Genomic DNA, 20,462 nt, shown 5'->3' with positions numbered 1-20,462 from the left:
GCAACCCTGTAAGGTGGCCCCACCTGGGCAACCCTGTAAGGTGGCCCCACCTGGGCAACCCTGTAAGGTGGCCCCACAGACCCTGGGAATTTAAGGTTTGAACTTTGGAGAGGTATCATAAGAAAAAATAGACCGCCGACCATGACGAAGATCGCTTATCTCCAATGTCCGACCGGAATCGCCGGAGATATGTGTCTCGGCGCCCTCGTCCATGCGGGGGTTCCGCTGGAGTATTTGGCCGAAAATTTGGAGAAACTGGGAGTGGCCGAGGAATACAACCTGCGGTCTGAGAAGGTATTGCGAAACGGCCAACAGGCGACAAAAGTTCACGTCGATTTGACCGAGCACCACCACCACACCCGCCACCTGTCGGACATCGAAAATCGGATCGGGGCGGCGGAACTGCCCCCACGGGCGAAAAACTGGAGTTTGGCGGTATTTCGCAAACTGGCGGAAGCGGAGGGGGCCGTACACGGGATCGACCCCCAGCAAGTCCACTTCCACGAAGTCGGGGCCACGGATGCGATCGTCGATATCGTCGGCACCTGTCTGGGACTCGACTGGCTGAACGTCGATCGCCTCTCCTGTTCTCCGTTTCCGGTAGGTGGGGGGACCGTCCGGACGGCCCACGGAAAACTCCCGGTGCCCGCCCCCGCCACCCTGAAACTCTGGGAAATGCGAAGCGTCCCCCTCTACAGCAACGGCATCGAACGGGAACTGGTGACGCCCACCGGCGCCGCGATCGCCGTCACCCTGGCCACAGATTTCGGCCCCCCGCCGCCGATGGTACTCGGACGGGTGGGGTTGGGGGCGGGTTCGGCCGATTTGCCCCTGCCCAACATTCTGCGGCTGTGGTTGGGGGAGGGGACGGAAGCGGAGGGTCATTCCCACGGGACTCATGCCGCCCATTCCCACGGCGAAACCGTGGCGGTATTGGAAACCCAAATAGACGACCTCAGCCCCCAGGCGATCGCGTACACTTCGGAGGCGTTATTTGAGGTGGGGGCGGTGGACGTGTTCGCCCAACCCGTGACCATGAAAAAATCCCGCCTGGGGACGTTGCTGACGGCGATCTGCCACCCGGAAAAAATTCGCGACTGCGAAACTATTCTATTCCGAGAAACCACAACTTTGGGGATTCGCCACAGTTATCAATCCCGGACAATTTTGCAGCGGGAATTGCAGGCGGTGGAGACGGAATACGGACCGGTGCGGATGAAGGTGGCATTTTCCGGCGATCGCATCATCAACGTCCATCCCGAATACGAAGATTGTGCCGCGATCGCCAAACGGCATCAAATCCCCTGGTTGGACGTTCACCGCAATGCTTTGCACCGTTGGTATTTGTCGGGGAACCCCACCCAACATAGCCCTCAGTCAGGGCGGGGCTAAAAACTGATGCGATCGCATGGAATCGGGGCGATGGTCGCTGGAAAGTGAGATTCCGAGCCGGATTCTCAACTTTACAAAATTTCATATTAAGTCGGACATTTTTTACAATAGCTTCTTGTTTGAACTATACAATCGGTGTTATATTGATAGCATTCGAGATTTGCATCTTCCTTTGTCGTTCCACTTTCGTCCCCTTCGGGAACTCAAGTTTCCGGAGCCGGCGATCGGGCTGGAACTGCTATATCAATCTTCGCCCAGCCTCCAGGGATTCAGCGCGTGTCTATCCAAGTGATCAGTGGAACGTCAGAACCATCACCGGGAAGATTCTGTCGGTTCCTTCTCCGGACAACTGCCAGCCACTTAAACGGTCAACCGAATCTTTTTTTTACCTCGTGAGAATCAATGGTTAACCCTGATTTTACCGTAGCAGTTAGAGCGTATAATGCCGAACAAAGACTGCCGAATATTTTAGATAAGCTGCGATCGCAAATCGACACAGAAAAGATTTGTTGGGACATCGTAATCGTCGATAATAACAGCACGGATAACACGGCTAAAATCATTCAAGAATATCAGTCAAGCCAGCCCGAATCATGTCCCATAAAATATTATTTTGAACCCCGACAAGGAGCCAGCTATGCCCGACAAAGAGCCATGCAAGAAGCCCGAGGTTCCCTGGTCGGATTTTTGGATGATGATAATTTACCCTCTCCTGACTGGGTCGCCAATGCCCATGCTTTCGGGGTTTCCCATCCAAAAGCAGGAGCTTATAGTGGTGTAGTTCACGGCATTTATGAAGTCGAGCCTCCCCAAAACTTTCGGAGAATAGCTTCCTGTTTGGCGATTATTGAATGGTCGTCAAAAGATGCTTTTTGCTTCAATTCCCAAGATCCCTTAAAAACAGGACTTTTACCGCCAGGAGCAGGTCTGGTTATCAGAAAAAAGGCTTGGGAAGAAAACGCGATCAAAAATTTAAAATTAAGGGGGCCAGTCCAGGATTCTTTAAATGTAAAAGGTGAAGATTTAGAAGCGCTGTGGTATATTAGAAAAGCAGGGTGGGAAATCTGGTTTAATCCAGAAATGCGTATCTACCATCAAATTCCTAAGCATCGTTTGGAAAAGGAATACTTGACGAGATTGTTGCGGGGTGTCGGTTTGAGCCGTCATTTCACCAGGATGTTGAGACATCAACCTTGGCAAAGACCTTTGGTTATTCCCTTATATATGGCCAACGATTTGCGGAAAGCGATCAACCACAAGCTCAAATATGGAAAAGAGTTAGACACCGATATTGTGGCGGCCAGCGAAATGGAAATGTATTGGGGGAGTGTGGAAAGTCACTTGAGGGCATTGGGGAAATTTTTGAAAGTCGAAAAAACGGAGTAAGAAACCTAAAAATATAGGCGGTTACGCTGGAAAGCATTCAGTCAAACATAACTTTAACAATGGACAATTCAAATCATAAATTTGAAAATAAAAGAATTAAATTAGGGATTATCGCCAACGAATTCTTTGAACTTTCCCAAGGGAGGATGGGTGGTTTCGGTTGGGCAACTCGTCAGGTGACAACCTTATTTAACTCCGATCCCAATCTGGGAGTAGAGCCGGTATTACTGGCGGGGGAAACTTATGGAAAACCAGGAGAGCCAGACCCGGTCGTTCATAATACTAAGCTGATTCTGCGCCAGCGCAATAAACTAGAATATATTCGTCGCCTCTGGGCTGAAAAAATCGATCTAATTCTGTCGATTGACTATCGCCCCAATTATCGTCCTGTATTCTGGAGCTTACCCAGAACTCCGATTATTTTATGGGTGCGCGACCCCAGACCGCCAGAAGATGTGGCTAAAATAGATACGGTTCGCGTTCCGGGGTCGGAAGATGTTTATCCCCAAGGGTTAAAGTGCTTTGATTGTACTTCTTTTGCTGGAGTCGTTCGGGTTTCTCAATGGGTGAATCGTCAGGTTTTATTTGCTACCCCAGCACGTTTTTTAAAAGCCAAAGTGCCGGGAACTTATGGGGTAGAACCGCCAGAGGTGGAATTTTTACCGAATATTATTGACATGGAACCAGCAGAGGTCGTAAAAAGTGATAAACCCACGGTAGTTTTCTTGGCCCGTCTTGACCCCTACAAGCGCCCCTGGTTGTTTGCTGAAATAGCCCGCCATTTTCCCGATGTGGATTTTATTTTTATGGGTAAACCTCATTTTGAGGGAAAGGGTGCTTGGGAACCGACGGGATTACCCGATAATGTTAAATTAATGGGTCATGTGGGGGAAGTGGATAAAATTCGGATGCTTTCGGAAGCCTGGGTTTTGATTAATACTTCCATTCACGAGGGGTTGGCGGTTAGTTTTCAGGAAGCCTTGAAGTGCGAAACGCCGATTTTGAGTTGTTTAGACCCGGAAAGTGTAGTGTCTCGGTTTGGGATTTATGTGGGGCGTTATGATGGTACGGGGATGGAGGGAATACCGAAGTTTGTTGAGGGATTGAAAACTCTTTTAGAAAACCATGAACTACGAACTAAGTTGGGGAAAGAAGGACGAAAATGGGTGAGCGAAGATCATAATAAAGAACGTTTTTTAGAGGCGTTTGTCGAGTTTTGCGATCGGGTTGGTGTTAAGCGTTCTAATTAAATGATTCTTGAGAAACGGATCTAGTAATTACAAAAAGAGAAGTAAAAATATGACAATGCCTAATTTTCTGATTATTGGTGCACCTAAGGCAGGAACTACAGCACTGTATCGTTATCTCAAACAGCATCCACAAATCTATATGAGTCCGTTAAAAGAAACTCAGTTTTTTGTATTTGTGGATGAGGAAAATCTGGCTTTTAATAGCAACGAACCATTTTTGAGAAAATACCAGCAAATTAAAGATATAGAGTCTTACCGCGAGCTATTTAAAAAAGTTTCAGGAGAAATAGCAATTGGTGAAGTATCTCCTTGGTACATTTATTTGCCAAATGTGGCTAGTAAAATTAAGCAATACATTCCTGATGTAAAAATAATTGCGATGCTGCGAGATCCAGTTGAAAGAGCTTATTCAAACTTTTTGCATTCAGTTCGTGACGATCTAGAGCCAATTAATGTTGATTTTGTGCAAGCAATGGAGTTAGAATCAGAACGAATCCTCAAAAATTGGTCTCCTCGTTTTCATTATAAACAAAAGGGATTTTATTATGGACAAATGAAACGTTATTTTGATTTGTTTGAAGCCGAAAAAATTAAAGTCTGTATATATGAAAATTTTCAGGAACAACAGATTGGCGTTTTGCAAGATATTTTTAGATTTTTGGGTGTAGATGATAGCTTCGTTCCAGATAACTCAAAAAAACATAATGATTCTCGTATCCCAAGGAGTAGAGTTTATAACAAAATAATGCTGAGAAACAATCCGGCAGAATATATGGGTTCAATGCTACCATTGAAGTTAAAAAATAAGATTAAGAATAAACTGATTAATATCAATCTTTCTAACAAAAAACCATCGTTACCAGGAGCGGTGAGGAAAAAATTTGTAGAGGAATATAGGGAAGATATTTTAAAGCTTCAAGATTTAATTCAGAAAGATTTATCTCACTGGTTAGAAGTTTAAGGAAAAAAATTATGCAAAAACTATTAATATCCGTGGTAATTACAACCTACAACCGGCTGGATTACCTTAAAGAAGCGGTTAGGAGTGTTGAAGCTCAAACATTTAAAAATTGGGAATTGCTCGTTATTGACGATGCTTCTTCCGATGGGACATGGGATTGGCTTACAGAAATCAAAAACGAACAAATACGGGTGTTTAGACAGGAGAAAAATAGCGAGCGATCGGCTGCTCGAAATCGAGGTTTGAGGGAAGCCAAGGGAGAATTTATTATGTTTCTCGATGACGACGATCGCCTCCGACCTAACGCTCTGACAGATTTAGTCAAACCATTAAGCAGCGACTCGAAGATAGTAGCGGCGGTGGGTGCGAGATGGAAGTTTAAAGAGGGAGCGTATGCTACAAAAATTGAGCATCCCAGGATTGGATTTAAACGAGTAATATGGCCCGAACTGTTAGCGGGTTGGTCTTCTGTTTCCGGTCAAAACTTGTATCGTAAGGCAATAATAACGGAGCTTGGCGGGTATAGACTCGATTTGAACATTGGAGAAGACCGAGAATTATGGTTTCGAGTTGCCAGGTTGGGTAAGGTAGCGATTATTCCCTCAATAGTTTTAGAGTATAGGACTCACCAAGGGCAGTGGAGGCCGACAAATCTTGTGGCAGTACGAGAAAATATTTTCCACGAATGTATTAATCATCTTCCTGCTGAAGAACGAAATAGAGGAAAGCAGATTCGAGAAAGTGCTAATTGTTCACAAAAAGCTGAAGATGAGTATAGAAAAGGTAATTATAGAGTTGCTTTAAATAGCTATCTTAAAGCTTGTCAAGCCGCACCAGAACTTGTTATTTCACCTCTGACAGGTCTACCTCTTGTTCGTGGGGTTGCTAAGTCGTTAGTGCGTTCTCTGTTACCACAAAAACGATGAAACCAGCAGTAATAATCTATCGAGACCAACTCATTCCCTACTCGGAAACCTTCATCCCGGCGCAAGTGGAGAACTTTTCATCCTATCGAGGTTTCTACGTTGGCACTTCGCGCTTCCCCACTGCTACATCGATGCTTCCCCAAGAGAGAACAATTGTTCTCGGCGACTTGGCATCTCCTCCCGGTTTCTGGAAAACGGCCTATAAATTAACTGGTTTCGTTCACCCGCGCTGGCTGAAACCTTTACAAGATTTATCCCCTCGTTTAATTCACGCTCATTTCGGTCTGGATGGTGTTTTAGCTCTGCCCCTGGCACGAAAATTAAATCTCCCTCTCATCGTGACTTTTCACGGTTATTTTGCCACCGCAGAAATAGAACTGAATCAGTCTAAAAGTTTCTACGCAAATACTAGAGATTTTGTTAAAAATCGCGGTCAATTTTATCGAGAACTGTATTTTAGGAATCGCGATCGCCTCTTTCAACAAGCGGACGGTTTCATCGCGGTTTCCGAGTTTATCCGCTCTCAAATTATCGAAAAAGGATGCCCCCCAGAAAAAATTCGAGTGAACTATATTGGCATAGATATTGATAAATTTACCCCCAATCCTGAATTGAAACGAGAACCGATTGTTTTATTTGTGGGGCGGTTGGTGGAAAAAAAAGGATGCGAATATTTAATTCGGGCAATGGCAGATGTTCAAAAGGTCAGGCCCGACATCGAATTGGTGATTATTGGTGATGGTGTCCTCAGATCTTCTTTAGAAGACCTGGCAAGCCGTTTACTCAATCGTTATCGTTTTCTGGGAGTACAACCCTCTAAAATAGTGAAGGAGTGGATGCAAAAAGCTTCGGTATTAGCGGCTCCGAGCCTGACCACCTCCCAGGGAGAATCGGAAGGATTGCCGATTACGATTCTAGAGGCAATGGCGATGAAATTACCGGTTGTGAGTTCCTATCATGCCGGAATTCCCGAAGCTATCAGTCACGAAAAAAATGGATTTTTAATCGGAGAAAAAAATCGACATGAACTGACCCAATTGATTTTAAAATTACTGCAAAACGATGCCCTGAGACAAGAATTTTCGGAGTCCAGTCGCGCAATCGTCGAACGTAAATTTGACTTAAAAAAGAATGCTTTTCAATTGGAAAAAATTTACGATCGCTCGGGAGACTATTCTCAGGAGTTATTGTGAGCTTTATTCCTGAAAGATAGACGAATAAAATTACCATGTCCTACGATTTAATCTTACGAAATTGTCGCCTGTTGCGATCGCCCGACGTCACAGAAACGGCGGATGTCGCCCTATCGGGGAAAAAAATAGCCGCCATCGCACCCCGCATCGAAGCACCGGGAGAAACGGAATATGATGTGGGGGGAAATTTGGTCAGTCCTCCCTTTGTGGAATCCCACATCCACCTCGACTCGGCGTTGACAGCGGGGGAGCCCCGCCCCAACGAAAGCGGGACGCTATTCGAGGGAATTTCCATTTGGGAAGAACGGAAAAAAAGTCTCACGGTTGAAGATGTCAAAAAACGGGCGATCGCCACTTTAAAATTACAGGCACAACAGGGGATTTTATTCGTCCGCACCCACGCCGATGTCAGCGAATCCAATTTAATCGCACTGCGGGGATTGTTGGAAGTGCGGGAGGCGGTGAAAGATTGGATGACTTTGCAAGTCGTCGCCTTTCCCCAGGATGGGATCTACAGTCGCCCCGAGAATGAATTGCTATTGGAAAAAGCGATAGAAATGGGGGCGGATGTTGTGGGCGGCATCCCCCACTACGAATTCACCCGGGAAGATGGGGTAAAGTCCGTTCACCGCACCTTTGAACTGGCGGAAAAATACGATCGCCTCATCGATATCCACTGCGACGAAATCGACGACGAACAATCCCGATTTTTGGAAGTGGTCGTCGCCTGTGCGGTGCGTTCCGGACTCGGCGCCCGCGTCACCGCCAGCCATACAACAGCTTTCGCTTCCTATCCGAATGCCTACGCACTCAAACTGATGGGATTGTTGGGGCGATCGCGCATTAATTTTATCGCCAATCCTTTGATTAATATTACCCTGCAAGGTCGCACGGATACCTATCCGAAACGGCGGGGAATTACCCGGGTAAAAGAGTTGTGGAAAAACGGATCGAACGTCAGTTTCGGACACGACTGCATCCGCGATCCTTGGTACGGTTTAGGAACCGGAAATATGCTGGATGTCGCCCACATGGCGGTCCACGTCTGCCAGATGACGGGGTTATCGGAAATTGATGCCTGTTACGATATGGTGACTGGGAACGGTGCGAAAACCTTATCTGTAGAAAACGATTACGGAATCGAAGTCGGAAAAACCGCCAATTTAATTGTTTTAAATGTCGGGAATCGCTACGAAGCAATCCGGATGCGATCGCCCGTCCGCCAGGTATTCAGTCGCGGCAAGTTGCTGGCGGAAACGAAACCGGTTCAGTCCATTTTTTACGATGGTTAAAGTCAAATATTTACAATTTCCTTGGGTAGACAAACTGTGAAACCCTGATATCGAGGTAATTTAATGACCCTATTTTCGATTCCCTATTCCCTGCACACAGCGCTATAGCAGGGCAGTTGGGTTTGAGATTTATTCGCTAACGAGTACGATTTCACCCGTCTCGAAATCGGAGTATCCGCCGACAATTTTGAGTTTGTTATCGGCCTTGAGTTTCGAGATAACGGGCGATTGATTGAGCAAATTGATTTGATATAAAATATTAGCCTCGGTCGCATTTCGGATCGCTGTTCGATCGTCTCCTTGTCCCAAGTAGTTTGCGATCGCCGGTTTAATTCGATCCAAAATCACTCCAATTTGACCCGGAACTTCCGCACCATTCATGGTTGAAATGACGGCTCCACAATCTTGATGCCCGATCACCATCAAGACCCTCGCTCCCAAGACCAATGTCCCAAATTCAAGACTTCCAATCGCCGATTCTGAGGCAATATTACCGGCATCTCGAACAACAAAAATATCGCCGAAACCGCGATCGAACAGAATTTCAATGGGAACTCTAGAATCCGCACAACTGAGAACAGCCGCAAAAGGAGTTTGCCCGGAGGCCACTTGTTGAAGATTGACGGTCGTTTGGTTGAGGTTTTCTTGCTTGCGTTTGACAAACCGCCGATTTCCTTGCATTAATTTCTCCAACGCTTCATCCGGGGTTAGATCCGTTTGGCTCATTCCGAGTTCGGGTCGAATGACCCCCGAACCGAGAACCGTTGCCATTAAACTCGTACCAATCATTCCGCCACCATATTTAATGAGGCTGCGTCGAGAAAACTCGGGAGTGACTGATTTTTTTTTCATGATGAATAATTGGGGCGCTCAAATGGTTTTCGATGCCAGATCTGTAACAAATAACAGATCGCTTTTGTGAGACGAGCTAACTTTACCATAGTTTCATCAACTGAATGCTGAATTTTTGGCAACAATTTTGCCGTTCGGTAAATATTCCCGACCCCCGTCCCGATGCCATACCGATTCTGGAATCAACACCGCGAGTTATGAACCGCCGTTGGAAGGGAAACCGCGACGAAGCCATCCGGATGCGATCGCCCGTCCGCCCGGTATTCAGTCGCGGCAAATTGCTGGCGGAAACGAAATCGGCACGCCCCGTCTTTTACGAACTCGCTATCAATAGCGAGTTCGGATGATTCGTTATCATAGAGTCATTTGAGCGGAATTGACAAAGATCCCCAACCCGTTGTGCACCCTCGCCGCGGTATCCGGCGTGCGGTTGAGTAAATGTCCGCCGAGCACCAAACTGGTGGAACTGCCGCCGTCCAAATTCAAGGCATCGATCGCCCCCAATTGTTGCATCAACTGTGCCATTTCCGTCAGATCGGGACCCGCCCCCCCAACGCGGTTGTGAACCGTGACGATCGCCAATTCTCCGGAACTCAGAAAAGCGATCGCACTGCGAATCGCCAACTGTTTTCCAAACCAATAATTGAACCCCTCCGCCTCCGCATCCAAGACGATGCGATGATTTTGAACCAGTAGAGGACCCGCCCCCAAAATATTGGGAAAATCGTTAAAATCTGAGGGAGTCGTCGCCGGCGTCACCGTCACCTGAGAACCCACGGCAAACGCCCCCGCCGCACTGCGGAACGATCGCAGCGTCAACAAATAACCATTTTGAGGAATTGAAATCGGCGTTTTATCGTCCGTCGCTTCGATCTGTCGGGCGACGCGATCGGCTTCCACCACTATCAGAATTTCATTCAACGTCAGGGGCGTATAATCCTCCCCCCACTCCGGCGTATAGCGGGCAATTCCCGCCTTCACATAGCCCGTATTTAACAGATCCACATCGAACTGTCGTCCCTGAGAAGTGGCGACGGTTTCCAGCAATTTTAATCTCGCCATCTTCACCCGTCCGGCATCGTCCCAGGCGATCGCGCCCCGGTTCAAAATCGGCCCGGAATACCAGTTTCCATCCCGGCGGATCGCCCCCAAGGGCAACAAATTGTTGCGGTTAAAATAGCCCCCGTTGATCGCCGCCATACTTTCCCAATTTTTGGCGATATCCGACAGCGAAGCCGTCCCCTTCATGCGGGTTTTATCCGTCCAAATCGGGCGCAGAATCAAACCGGAATTCGGGCGCACCGTCAGCCAAACCACCGGAAAGCGATCGCCCTCCAACGTCAAATATTGCTGCCGCCAGTGCAGCCCCGGAGTCCAGCGGATGTCCCGTTCCACCAACCCATCGCGGCGCAATTCCACGATGATGCGATCGGGGGTATTCCGCGTTTTTGTCGCCACCCGATAGCCGTCCGGCAGGGTTCCCCGAATCACGGTTTGGGTGTCGGAAATGCGGACGACGGGGCGCGAGGGTTTGTCCGAACTTGCCGTTGTTTCTCCCTCGTTTTGTTGTTCTTCGTCGTCGGGAGTCGTGGGCTCTGGCGGAGTCTCCGGAAAGCGATCGGCGAGGGATTGGGGCGCGATCGCATCCGCCACGATTTCCCACTCGCCACTCCGTTCGTACAGTTCCCACGGAGTCGCCCGACTCAGTTCGATTTCAACCCGGGAAATATTGCCATCTTCTTCAAAGGTGATATTATCGACATCGGCGGGGGTGGAAAAAATCCGCAGTGTTTTGTCATCGACGACCATTTCCCAATTCGCCCCCGTCGCGATATCGTCCAAATTCAAATAGCGATATTCGCCGTCAAATTCGGTCTTGACGCGGTAAGGTTTCAGGGGTGTCGAAAACCATTTTACAGACTCTAAATTGCTGTCATCGGAACTGATTAAATCCATCCCCAAAACCAACATCGCCCCTTTATCACCCACACCCGTATAGGTGGAAATTCCCGAACTCCACTGCCCCCAAGCCGCCCGCCAAGTTCGCCCGTTAACCGAGAGGTGAGTGCCCCGTCGAATCATTCCGGGGGCGGCGAGTTCGACGATATAAGGGGAGGCGATGCGATCGCTTTTTTCCAGATACGCCGACGCCTGATAGACGAAGGCGGCGACTTCTCCCCGGGTGGCGGGGCGGTTCGGGTTGAAAACGTCGATGCTGGGGGCGTTCGCCACCAGGCGGCTGCGGGTTGCCGCCGCGATCGCCGATCGCGCATAATCGGGAATGTCCGCCCCGTCATTGTAAATCGCCGTCAGGGACAAAGACTCCCCCGCCGGAATTTGCAAGCCAGACACCAACGACAGCAAAACGTGCAGCCGGGAAATGTTCTCGCCGGGGCGAAAATCCCCTTCCGGGAAGCCGGAAATAAATTGGGCTTCAAAGGCGTTGCGGATGGCTTCCGCCGCCCAAAAATCCGGGGAAACGTCCGAAAACGGGACGTAATCCCGCCGGGGAACCAGGGGAAAGGCGGCGTTGAGAATGGCGGCGAATTCGGCCCGAGTCATGGTTTGTTCGGGGCGAAATGTCCCGTCCGGAAATCCGCCGATAACCCCCCCAAGCCGGAGGCGTCGGATGAAGGGATAAGCCCAATGTTCGGCGATGTCGGCAAATGCGGGTTGAGTGTCTGTCATGGTCGCAATTGGATCGGGGTGGGGTAGAAGATTCGCTGGTCAATTCAGACTGCTATATCATTATTTTGAGTGATTTTGCGGATCGATCCGGATCTTTTGAGAAATGGGGGTGACGGGGGTGGGTTGAGGGGGAATTGTCGGGCGGATTATTGCGAAATCGGGGCGATCGCACCCCGTTCAAAAGTCAAAAATTCCCGATTCTCCACCCCCCGCGATCGATACCAGATCAGATCATGTCCGCTCAAACAGTTATGATTCCTGGGTTTCGCCCTCTTCTGAAGCGGCTTCAAACTTTTGCCGATTGCCTCCTGCCTATTGCCTTTTCTCGAACGATTGTGTAAGCATCCAAACGGACTTGATATCGCTCCCAAATATTACGGAGGTAGTTTGTATAAAAAAGACTCGACTTGATAGATTTTTACGAGAAAACCACATTGACCGACGGCGTTTTGTCGTGACAAGATAGTAAGGAGTGAACCGCAGCAATATCTTGAGGGTCGTTCGATCTATTTTTGGAGTCAGTTGAGCGCCGTCAAGTCCGGCTCAATTTTTTCAATACACTTTACCATCAATAAAGCCATGCTGAAATCCAATTGGGACGATTCTTTTTGGTACAATGATGCCGAATCTATGGCGATCATCATTCACAATAAAAGGGGAGGATTAGAAGGATACAGGACAAAAATAGAAGAAAAACCGGTTGACGATGAATTTTCAAAACCGCAAAATTGCCGCCCGAGTCCGAGTCTGATTCGCGCCGGTCTGTCCTTCCTGCATTGGTTCAAGTAAACCCTGCCAACGGGGTGCAGCTACCCAAACGCCCGAAACGGCCCGATATCGGGGGGAATTTTGCGGCCCTCCGCCTTCTGCCATCTTCTCACCGGATGGGCATTGACCCTCTCCTCCTCGTGATGCCATCCGCGCCATCGTACCCACTTCACCTCAATCTGTAGGGCCGCGCGCCGGGAGTCCCATCCGCCGGAAAGTCAATCCCCGACATCCGACACCCCCCAGCGAGCGCCCGGAATTTAACAATTTCTTTACAATTGGCGGACTTATGTAAAGTGCGATCGCCAATTTCACATCAAAGTTTTACATAACCCCCTAGATCCTTAATATTTCTTTGCAATACAATCAAATGTTATATATACTTACACAAGTATTGCAGCCGACTCCGACACCCACAAACCCCGCCCAGAAGACGTTTGAGCGGATTTTTTTAGGGTTGTGAGTCCGAGCTTTTGCGGGTGCATTGAATGGAACTGACCGAGTTTGAATCCGTTAAATTCACCTGACTTCCTGCCATGACTTCTGTCAAACTACTACCCGGCGCCCTGTCCGAAATCGCGGTTTCCGTCGCAGATACCCAATGCTTGACGAAAGCGGATTGCTACGCCCTGATGGCGGCAATTTTGGACGATTCTCTCGATTTAGAAGAACGATCCACCGTGGATCGGCTGTTATATTTTTTGCGTCGGGGTCGAATTCGCGTCATCGATCAAATTTCCCAGGTGATGTAGCGGGCGAGCTCTCGTCCGCCGGAGATCGAGTTTGCGCGGCGATCGATTCCAGTTAATATTTAAGTGAATAGCCGGGATCGCCAGTTTGCCATGAACCCAGAATCCACACTCAATCAGCTCAAAGCCTCTTTGCCCGACGGTCAACTCCCTTCGAGTTTCGGGGTCTACTTCAAAAATACCCTGGTGGCGCTCTGCCACGCCCTCGAGGACCACATTTTGCAAACTGGTGAAGCTCCCGAAGAGCGACCCCTCGTCTTGGTGACGTTTCAACAGGGAAAATGGTATCTCCAAGAAGCCGATCGCTACCTCGAGATCGCCGATCGCTCCAATCATATCGCCATCAGCGCCGTACCGGACAGCGGGTTTGCCAGCCACCGGACGGGGCAACTCGACAACGTATCCCTCATCCACCTGAAAGAATCGGACAGTTTGGTGATGGAGTGGAACCTGGTCATCGTCGCCCCCGGCTACACCGCGATGGTGCTGTGCCACGAACTCTCGGAGGACGAATACCGGCCCCACGGAAAGCCCTCGGTCGATAGCGAGCGCAAATTCTACGGGCTGTGGACCTTCGATCGCGCCCTGGTGTGCAAGGCCGCCGAGATTTTGATTGATCGCTTGAGCCCCTACGACCCCGAACTGTGCGATCGCCTCCTCGGGCAATATCAAGCCATCGTCGCCACCCCCAGCAAAGTGGTGCCCGACCTTAGCGGCGTGGTTTCCCGCATCGTCACCTACCTGCAATCCTCCCAACAGGAACTGATCGCCGTCAACCGCCAAACCCGGGAACTCTGGGAACTCGAAGGGCAGGCTAAACGAATCAGTCGCAACATCAGCGCCAACAAACTCCAGGCCTTCCTGCGGATGGCCCAGCGGGTGGACGAGCGCGACCCCTTCAACCCCTGCGCCTCCCTGCAAGTCGCCGCCCTGTGCGAAACCCTCGGTCAAATCCTCGACCTCCCCACCGTCAAGCTGCGGCGCCTGCGGTTGGCCGGCCTGCTGCACCGCATCGGTTTGGCCTCCGCCCCCGAAGAGATATTTTTAAAAACCCCCCCGGAAATGGACGAAGCGACCCGGACATTTTGGCGCGACCGCGCCTCCATCGGCGCCCGGTTGTTGGAGTCGATGCCCGAATTGGGCATCATCCGCGAAGTCGTCGCCCACCACCTGGAACATTGGGACGGAACCGGCGTCCCCTCCGGCCAGCAGGGGGAGGAAATCAACATCAAAGCCCGGATTCTCGGCCTGGTCGCCTATTTCCAAGGGCTGACCCAACCCCGAGGCAGCCGCAGTGCCCTGAACCTGACGGAAGCCTTCAACGCCTGTCGGGAACACAGCGGCACCCGCTTCGACCCCGCCCTGGTCGAAGCCCTGGGAACCGTGGTGCGCCTGACGGAGGTGGGGTTAATGCAACTGCCCGACAAACCCACCCAACTGCCGAACGTGTGGATCGAAGAAATGCCCACTTCCAAAAGCCAAGACTCCCAACTGACACCCCGTCCCTAGACCCGATCGCCCGCCCAACTGCCCCAGTCAACCCCAAGCCATTCCGCCATGAATCAACCCACACCCATCGACCGCGACGCCATTCGAGCCGGCAAAATCAAAGACCTCGCCCGCGCCAATTTGGCGGGTCTGGATTTGTCCGGCGCCGACCTCCGAGAAGCCGATCTCTCCCAGGCGAACCTGACGGGGACGAACCTGGCCGGGGCCGATTTGCAACGGGCGATCCTGCGGGCCAACCTTCGGGGCGCCGACCTGAGCGGGGCGAACCTCGTGGGGGCGGACTTTCGCAACGCCGACCTACGGGGGGCGACCCTGCTGGATGCGGATCTGCGGGAAGCCAGCTTCGCCGGGGCCTTTCTGACCGGGACAGCCCTGGGCAATTTGGATTTGAGCGGCGTCAATTTCCAAGGCGCCGATTTGCGGGGGGTGAACCTGTCCCAGGCGCTCTTGCAGTCCTGCGACTTCCGAAACGCCAACCTATCGGGGGCCGACCTCGCCTCGGCGGATTTGGAGGAGGCGGATTTGAGCGGCGCCGTGTTGCGCGGCGCCAACTTGGAACGGGCCAACCTCCTGTGCGCGATCGTCGAAGGGACGCAGTGGGACGGCGCCTGTCTCGACGGTGCCTGTGTAGAAGGGACGCCTTTAGACAGTGAAAAGTGAAAAGTTTCCTATTCCCTATTCCCGACTCCCTATTCCCGACTCCCCATTAAAATGAACGACCTATTTAAAAATTTTCAAGACCTCCTTGAATTGGCGAAAACCTTGGAGGACAAGATCGAAAAAGGAGAGGTCGCCGCCGATATTCAATATCGAACGCGATCGGTGAGCAATATTCCCCGCACCGGCAATATTCCCCGCACCGGCAGTGTGGGAACGAGTCATATTAAAACCCCGCCCCCCGGAAGTTCCGGCGAGTCCGCTGCCGATTCCGGGGCACAAGTCGTCCCCCCTCAGACAGAAAGCGTCCCCTCTCTCAAAGATGTGGGGGGTCTGGCGGAGGTGGTGACAGAATTGAAGGAATTGATCGCCATCCCCTTAAAAAGACCCGATTTGTTGGCAAAACTGGGGTTGGAACCGACCAAGGGGGTGCTGCTGGTCGGCCCTCCCGGGACAGGGAAGACGCTGACGGCAAAAGCGATCGCCCGGGAACTCGACGCCAACTATATCGCCCTAGCCGGCCCCGAGGTGATGAGCAAATATTACGGGGAAGCCGAACAAAAACTGCGGGGAATTTTCGAGAAAGCCGCCAAAAATGCACCTTGTATTATTTTTATTGATGAAATCGATAGCATCGCCCCCGATCGCTCCCAAGTCGAAGGGGAAGTCGAAAAGCGCCTCGTCGCCCAACTCCTGAGTTTGATGGACGGGTTCGCCCGAACCGAAGGCGTCATCCTCCTGGCGGCCACCAACCGCCGGGATGCTGTCGATCCGGCCCTGCGACGGCCGGGGCGGTTCGACCGGGAAGTTGTCTTCGGAGTCCCCGATCGCCAGGGACGTCTGGAAATTTTGCAAATTCTCACCGCGGCTATGCCTCTCGATGGGCAAGTCGATCTCGGTGCGATCGCCGATCTGGCCGTGGGGTTCGTGGGGGCGGACTTGAAAGCGATCTGCCAGAAAGCGGCCTACAGTGCCCTGCGGCGGCAGGTGCCCCACATTGATGCCCAAATTCCCGAGATCCTGACGGTGGAACAGTCGGATTTCCTGCAAGCCCTTCAAGAAGTCAAGCCGGCGGTGTTGCGGTCCGTGGAGGTCGAGACGCCGGAGGTGAACTGGTCCGATATTGGTGGGCTCGAAGAGGTGAAACAGATTCTCCAGGAGTCGGTGGAGGGGGCTCTGTTGAATCCGGAACTGTATCGGCAGGCCAAGGCGACCCCACCCAAAGGGATTTTGCTCTGGGGCCCGCCGGGGACGGGCAAAACCCTGCTGGCAAAAGCGATCGCATCCCAAGGACGGGCGAATTTTATCAGCGTCAACGGCCCGGAGTTGTTGAGTAAGTGGGTCGGCGCCAGCGAACAGGCGATCCGGGAATTGTTCGCCAAGGCGAGACAGGCGGCACCCTGCGTGGTGTTTATCGACGAAATCGATACCTTGGCACCGGCCCGCGGCAGTTACGGCGGGGATTCGGGGGTGAGCGATCGCGTCGTTGGCCAGTTGCTCTCGGAGTTGGACGGCGTGCAAGTCGGGGCCGAGATTATCGTCGTCGCCGCCACCAACCGGCGGGATGCCCTGGACCCGGCTCTGTTGCGGGCCGGACGGTTGGATTTGCAGCTCTTGATCGACCGGCCCGATGCGGCCAGTCGGCTGGCAATTTTGCAGGTCCACAACCAGGGACGTCCGTTAGAAAATGTCGATTTGGGTAATTGGGCCGATCGCACCGAGGGTTGGAACGGGGCGAGTCTGGCATTGCTCGGCGATCGGGCCGCGGTGGAGGCCATCCGCCGCCATCGTTCTCGAGGAGTGGAGGACCCGGCCGCGATCCGAATTACCGCCGACGATTTTGACGCCGCTTTTGGGATCCTCGACCGGCAGCGAATGAGAACCGGCCCGAACCGGGCTTGACTTGAGAGCGATCGCCTCCCGAACTTCACCGGGGGGGCGATCGGGCTTTTTGGTTTGAATATTCAAACATCGGGCAACCCTATAAGGTTGCCCCCACGGGAAACCGGCCTCCCCCCTTATCTCCCCCCTTACAAAGGGGGGTAGGGGGGGATGGGGGCCGGGGGGGTGCGAGGGGGGGGCGGTCAAACAAACGGATTTGATATGAGTCCCAATTGAATGGAATTTGATGCCGCGATAAAATACGGTTGAAAACGATATCAAATGAAGGGAAATTCAACCTTGAATTTGGGTATTTTTTCGATAAAAATGGGGTGAATTGAAACGGTTTTTACCCCGAGCCTCATCGCGTCCCCCCTTCAACGGGCGCGATCGCCCGGCGGAACCGACCGATCGCCGGTGATTCATTCTCCCCGACTTCGATGGTTTTAATCTGGACATCCAAGCTCTCTTTTATGAATGGAGAGCTATTTTTTGTATTTTTTAATCATTTTAAAATCGGCTCGGGCGTCGCGAGTGAATTTCCTCCTCCGCAATTGTGACCCGCGATCGCCATCTTCTTAATCCCGATAGAGGCGGATTGTTCGGAGGGGAGTTTGGGGGGAGTCTGACGCCAAGATTCATCCGGAAAAATACGCAAAAAAAAGATGTTATTTTCACCGATGTCGATAACAATAAAAAGCCATATATTGAAATTAATGGGGCGACAAAAACGGGTTATTTTTGCCAGCTTCACCCATAAATTATGCCCGCAAAAGACATGAATAATTATTTTGAAATCCATCAATTTTCAATGATTAATCGCGCCGAATCCGCCACCAGCCAGGGGGATATCGCCATGCAGGCGGACAACGCCCGGAGACTTTTTGATGTCGAAGGTCGGGGAATTTCGATCGCCGTCATCTCCGACAGCTACGATCGCGACCCGAGCGAAACCACGGCAGAAAATGACATTTTGACGGGCGATTTGCCCGGTATCGGCAACCCTCACGGCTACGGCACCCCCGTCAACGTCCTGCGGGAAGGCTCTCTCGATCGCGCCAAAGACGAAGGGCGAGCTATGCTGCAAATCATTCACGACATCGCGCCGGCGGCTGAACTGATGTTTCACGGTGTCTCCAGTCCCGAAGACATGGCGGAAGCGATCGCGACACTCACAGAAGCGGGGGCCGATATCATCGTGGACGACGTGGGATTCGTCAATGAGCCCTTCTTCCAGGATGGCATCGTTGCCCAGAGCGTCGATCGCGCCGCCGCCGCCGGAGTCGTCTACGTCAGCGCCGCGGGGAATGACGGCGATCGCTCCTACGAAGACGAATTTCGCAATTCCGGCCGCACCTTCACCCTCGACGGCATCCCCTACAGCGCCCACGACTTCGACTCCGGGGCGGGTGTCGATGTCTTCAACCGTTTTCGATTGAACCCGGGCGCCGATCTCGGGACGCTCTCCTTCCAGTGGGACGAACCCTTCGGAGATGCGGCCGGCGACCTCGATATTTTTATCGTCACCGACGATAACTTAAACACCCTGTCGGGTGACGACGTAGCCGCGGCGAGTACCGACGACAATATCGGCGCGAATCCCCTGGAACTACTGTCCTTTAGCAACTCCACCGATAGCGAAAATTTTCATATCCTGATCGGAAAGCGGCTCGACTCCGGTTCCGAACCCGAACGCATCAAATACATCAACTTCGGCGGTTCCGGGCGGGAGTTTGAATACGGCCACGACGCCGCCACCCTCTTCGGACATCCCAACGCGGCAGGTGCGATCGCCGTCGGAGCCCTGAGTTACCACAATACCCCGGAATTCGGAAATTCCACCCCCCGGGTGCGATCGTCCTCCTCCGTGGGGGGAATACCCATTTATCTCGACCCCCTCGGCGATCGCCTCCCCTCTCCGGAAATCCGGCAAAAGCCCGATGTCGTCGCCCCCGACGGCATCAACACCACCTTTTTCGGCACCGACAGCATCCTCGACGACGATTCCTTTCCCAACTTCCAGGGCACCTCGGCGGCGGCCCCCCATGTCGCGGGGGTGGCGGCGTTGCTGTTGGAAGCGGCGGGGGGTTCCGGCAGTCTGAACCCGGCTCAAGTCAGACAGATCTTGCAGGGCACTGCCTTGGATGCGGAAACCGAAGGTTGGGACAACTACAGCGGCGCCGGGTTCGTTCGGGCCGATGCCGCCCTGCAAGGGCTCGAATCCGAGCCAATCGACTCCCTGACGGGAGAATTGACCCCGGAAATCCCCTCGATATCGCCCGCTCCCTTCGCGGATATCCCCATCGGCGGTTCGGATAGCGATCGCCTGCTGCGGAATGCCGAGCCCGTCCCCCCAGAGCTTTCGGCGGATTTGATCTCCGGTTTGCCGGGGGGGTTCATCTGGCCCGAGTTGCCAGAAGTCCCGGAAATCGCCGGCCCGCCCGACATTTGGCACGAAGACCCGATGTTCGGTTGACATACCGAAAAAGGGACGTTCAACCCGGGCCGGTTTTCGTCCCTTTACAAATTCCGGCGGAAACGGCTCCGACCCCCGCCATGTGGGAGTTGGGGCGCGATCGCGACAGGGGCACCTCTCCGTGAAATTCCTGATTTTTCGCCATTAACCCTGTATAAAAAAGTGACCGCACGCGAGGGGTTTTAACCGTAAATTCTCGGAAAGCGGAATACATCGCCACGGTCAGTTTGTCAGTATTTTTCCGGACGAATTCCACGTCATCTACCCCCGTAAAATTACGGAAGTTTGCCAAAGCTTGCGAAAATTTGTCTCCGTATTTTTACGTTATTTGGGGCGATCGCCGACAAATGTTTTACACAAATAAATATCAAAAGTTCAGTAGTCTAACTGATGCCGAAACCGTGGTGGCGGGTCGATAATAAGGACAGATAGAAAAAAGCGAGAGACATTCGAGTTCTCGGCCTCCCTGCAGGGCCACCGAA

The 20,462-nt window shown here is 52.0% G+C and carries 18 protein-coding genes; 14 read left to right on the top strand and 4 right to left on the bottom strand.

Annotated elements, in window-relative coordinates:
* Positions 1 to 141: 141 nt before the first annotated feature.
* From larC to codA, 7 genes are all read left to right on the top strand, one after another.
* On the top strand, positions 142 to 1,392 hold the full coding sequence (larC, locus tag LKE08_RS26015) for a nickel pincer cofactor biosynthesis protein LarC (RefSeq protein ID WP_324707199.1): 1,251 nt from the start codon (positions 142 to 144) through the stop codon (positions 1,390 to 1,392).
* 402 nt (positions 1,393 to 1,794) lie between these two features.
* On the top strand, positions 1,795 to 2,778 hold the full coding sequence (hpsE, locus tag LKE08_RS26010) for a hormogonium polysaccharide biosynthesis glycosyltransferase HpsE (protein ID WP_324707198.1): 984 nt from the start codon (positions 1,795 to 1,797) through the stop codon (positions 2,776 to 2,778).
* 59 nt (positions 2,779 to 2,837) lie between these two features.
* On the top strand, positions 2,838 to 4,028 hold the full coding sequence (locus LKE08_RS26005; protein WP_324707197.1) for a glycosyltransferase family 4 protein: 1,191 nt from the start codon (positions 2,838 to 2,840) through the stop codon (positions 4,026 to 4,028).
* Between the two features lie 55 nt (positions 4,029 to 4,083).
* Entirely contained in the window at positions 4,084 to 4,989 is a 906-nt protein-coding gene (locus LKE08_RS26000; protein WP_324707196.1) for a sulfotransferase, read from the top strand.
* A gap of 11 nt (positions 4,990 to 5,000) precedes the next feature.
* Positions 5,001 to 5,915, top strand: a complete 915-nt coding sequence (locus LKE08_RS25995) for a glycosyltransferase (RefSeq protein WP_324707195.1) — start codon at positions 5,001 to 5,003, stop codon at positions 5,913 to 5,915.
* Positions 5,912 to 7,108 carry a glycosyltransferase gene (locus tag LKE08_RS25990; protein WP_324707194.1) on the top strand — a complete coding sequence of 399 codons (1,197 nt, stop codon included), beginning with the start codon at positions 5,912 to 5,914 and terminating at the stop codon, positions 7,106 to 7,108. Before LKE08_RS25995 ends, LKE08_RS25990 begins: the two co-directional genes overlap by 4 nt.
* 35 nt (positions 7,109 to 7,143) lie before the next feature.
* A complete protein-coding gene (gene codA, locus LKE08_RS25985; RefSeq protein WP_324707193.1) occupies positions 7,144 to 8,400 on the top strand; it encodes a cytosine deaminase in 1,257 nt (418 codons plus the stop codon).
* Between the two features lie 129 nt (positions 8,401 to 8,529).
* On the opposite strand, the gene LKE08_RS25980 is transcribed toward codA, so the two are convergent.
* Entirely contained in the window at positions 8,530 to 9,252 is a 723-nt protein-coding gene (locus tag LKE08_RS25980; protein ID WP_324707192.1) for a carbonic anhydrase, read from the bottom strand.
* 197 nt (positions 9,253 to 9,449) lie between these two features.
* Here LKE08_RS25980 and LKE08_RS25975 point away from each other — a divergent pair, with 197 nt between their 5' ends.
* Positions 9,450 to 9,599 carry a hypothetical protein gene (locus LKE08_RS25975; protein ID WP_324707191.1) on the top strand — a complete coding sequence of 50 codons (150 nt, stop codon included), beginning with the start codon at positions 9,450 to 9,452 and terminating at the stop codon, positions 9,597 to 9,599.
* Positions 9,600 to 9,606: 7 nt separating this feature from the next.
* Here the strand turns inward: LKE08_RS25975 and LKE08_RS25970 are convergent, their stop codons facing one another.
* On the bottom strand, positions 9,607 to 11,940 hold the full coding sequence (locus tag LKE08_RS25970) for a phosphodiester glycosidase family protein (RefSeq protein WP_324707190.1): 2,334 nt from the start codon (positions 11,938 to 11,940) through the stop codon (positions 9,607 to 9,609).
* A 579-nt stretch (positions 11,941 to 12,519) separates the two neighbouring features.
* On the opposite strand from LKE08_RS25970, the gene LKE08_RS25965 reads away from it, so the two are divergent.
* The 5 genes from LKE08_RS25965 (at position 12,520) to LKE08_RS25945 (ending at position 17,525) form a co-directional block, all read left to right on the top strand.
* Entirely contained in the window at positions 12,520 to 12,729 is a 210-nt protein-coding gene (locus tag LKE08_RS25965) for a hypothetical protein (protein ID WP_324707189.1), read from the top strand.
* Between the two features lie 515 nt (positions 12,730 to 13,244).
* Positions 13,245 to 13,460: a hypothetical protein gene (locus LKE08_RS25960; protein WP_324707188.1), complete on the top strand. Its 216-nt coding sequence runs from the start codon at positions 13,245 to 13,247 to the stop codon at positions 13,458 to 13,460.
* Between the two features lie 90 nt (positions 13,461 to 13,550).
* Positions 13,551 to 14,966, top strand: coding sequence for a DICT sensory domain-containing protein (locus tag LKE08_RS25955; RefSeq protein ID WP_324707187.1), 1,416 nt, complete (start codon positions 13,551 to 13,553; stop codon positions 14,964 to 14,966).
* A gap of 48 nt (positions 14,967 to 15,014) precedes the next feature.
* On the top strand, positions 15,015 to 15,626 hold the full coding sequence (locus LKE08_RS25950; protein ID WP_324707186.1) for a pentapeptide repeat-containing protein: 612 nt from the start codon (positions 15,015 to 15,017) through the stop codon (positions 15,624 to 15,626).
* Positions 15,627 to 15,677: 51 nt separating this feature from the next.
* Complete coding sequence (locus LKE08_RS25945) at positions 15,678 to 17,525, top strand: AAA family ATPase (RefSeq protein ID WP_324707185.1); 1,848 nt, start codon at positions 15,678 to 15,680, stop codon at positions 17,523 to 17,525.
* A 484-nt stretch (positions 17,526 to 18,009) separates the two neighbouring features.
* Here LKE08_RS25945 and LKE08_RS25940 read toward each other — a convergent pair whose 3' ends face one another.
* Positions 18,010 to 18,306, bottom strand: a complete 297-nt coding sequence (locus LKE08_RS25940; protein ID WP_324707184.1) for a hypothetical protein — start codon at positions 18,304 to 18,306, stop codon at positions 18,010 to 18,012.
* A gap of 9 nt (positions 18,307 to 18,315) precedes the next feature.
* On the opposite strand from LKE08_RS25940, the gene LKE08_RS25935 reads away from it, so the two are divergent.
* Positions 18,316 to 19,980 (top strand): S8 family serine peptidase, encoded by a 1,665-nt coding sequence (locus LKE08_RS25935; RefSeq protein WP_324707183.1) that lies wholly within the window; start codon positions 18,316 to 18,318, stop codon positions 19,978 to 19,980.
* A 19-nt stretch (positions 19,981 to 19,999) separates the two neighbouring features.
* On the opposite strand, the gene LKE08_RS25930 is transcribed toward LKE08_RS25935, so the two are convergent.
* On the bottom strand, positions 20,000 to 20,272 hold the full coding sequence (locus tag LKE08_RS25930) for a hypothetical protein (RefSeq protein WP_324707182.1): 273 nt from the start codon (positions 20,270 to 20,272) through the stop codon (positions 20,000 to 20,002).
* Positions 20,273 to 20,462: the final 190 nt, after the last annotated feature.

Source organism: Lyngbya sp. CCY1209, assembly GCF_035615495.1.
GTDB lineage: Bacteria > Cyanobacteriota > Cyanobacteriia > Cyanobacteriales > Microcoleaceae > Limnospira.
This window is presented reverse-complemented; position numbering and strand designations above follow the sequence as displayed.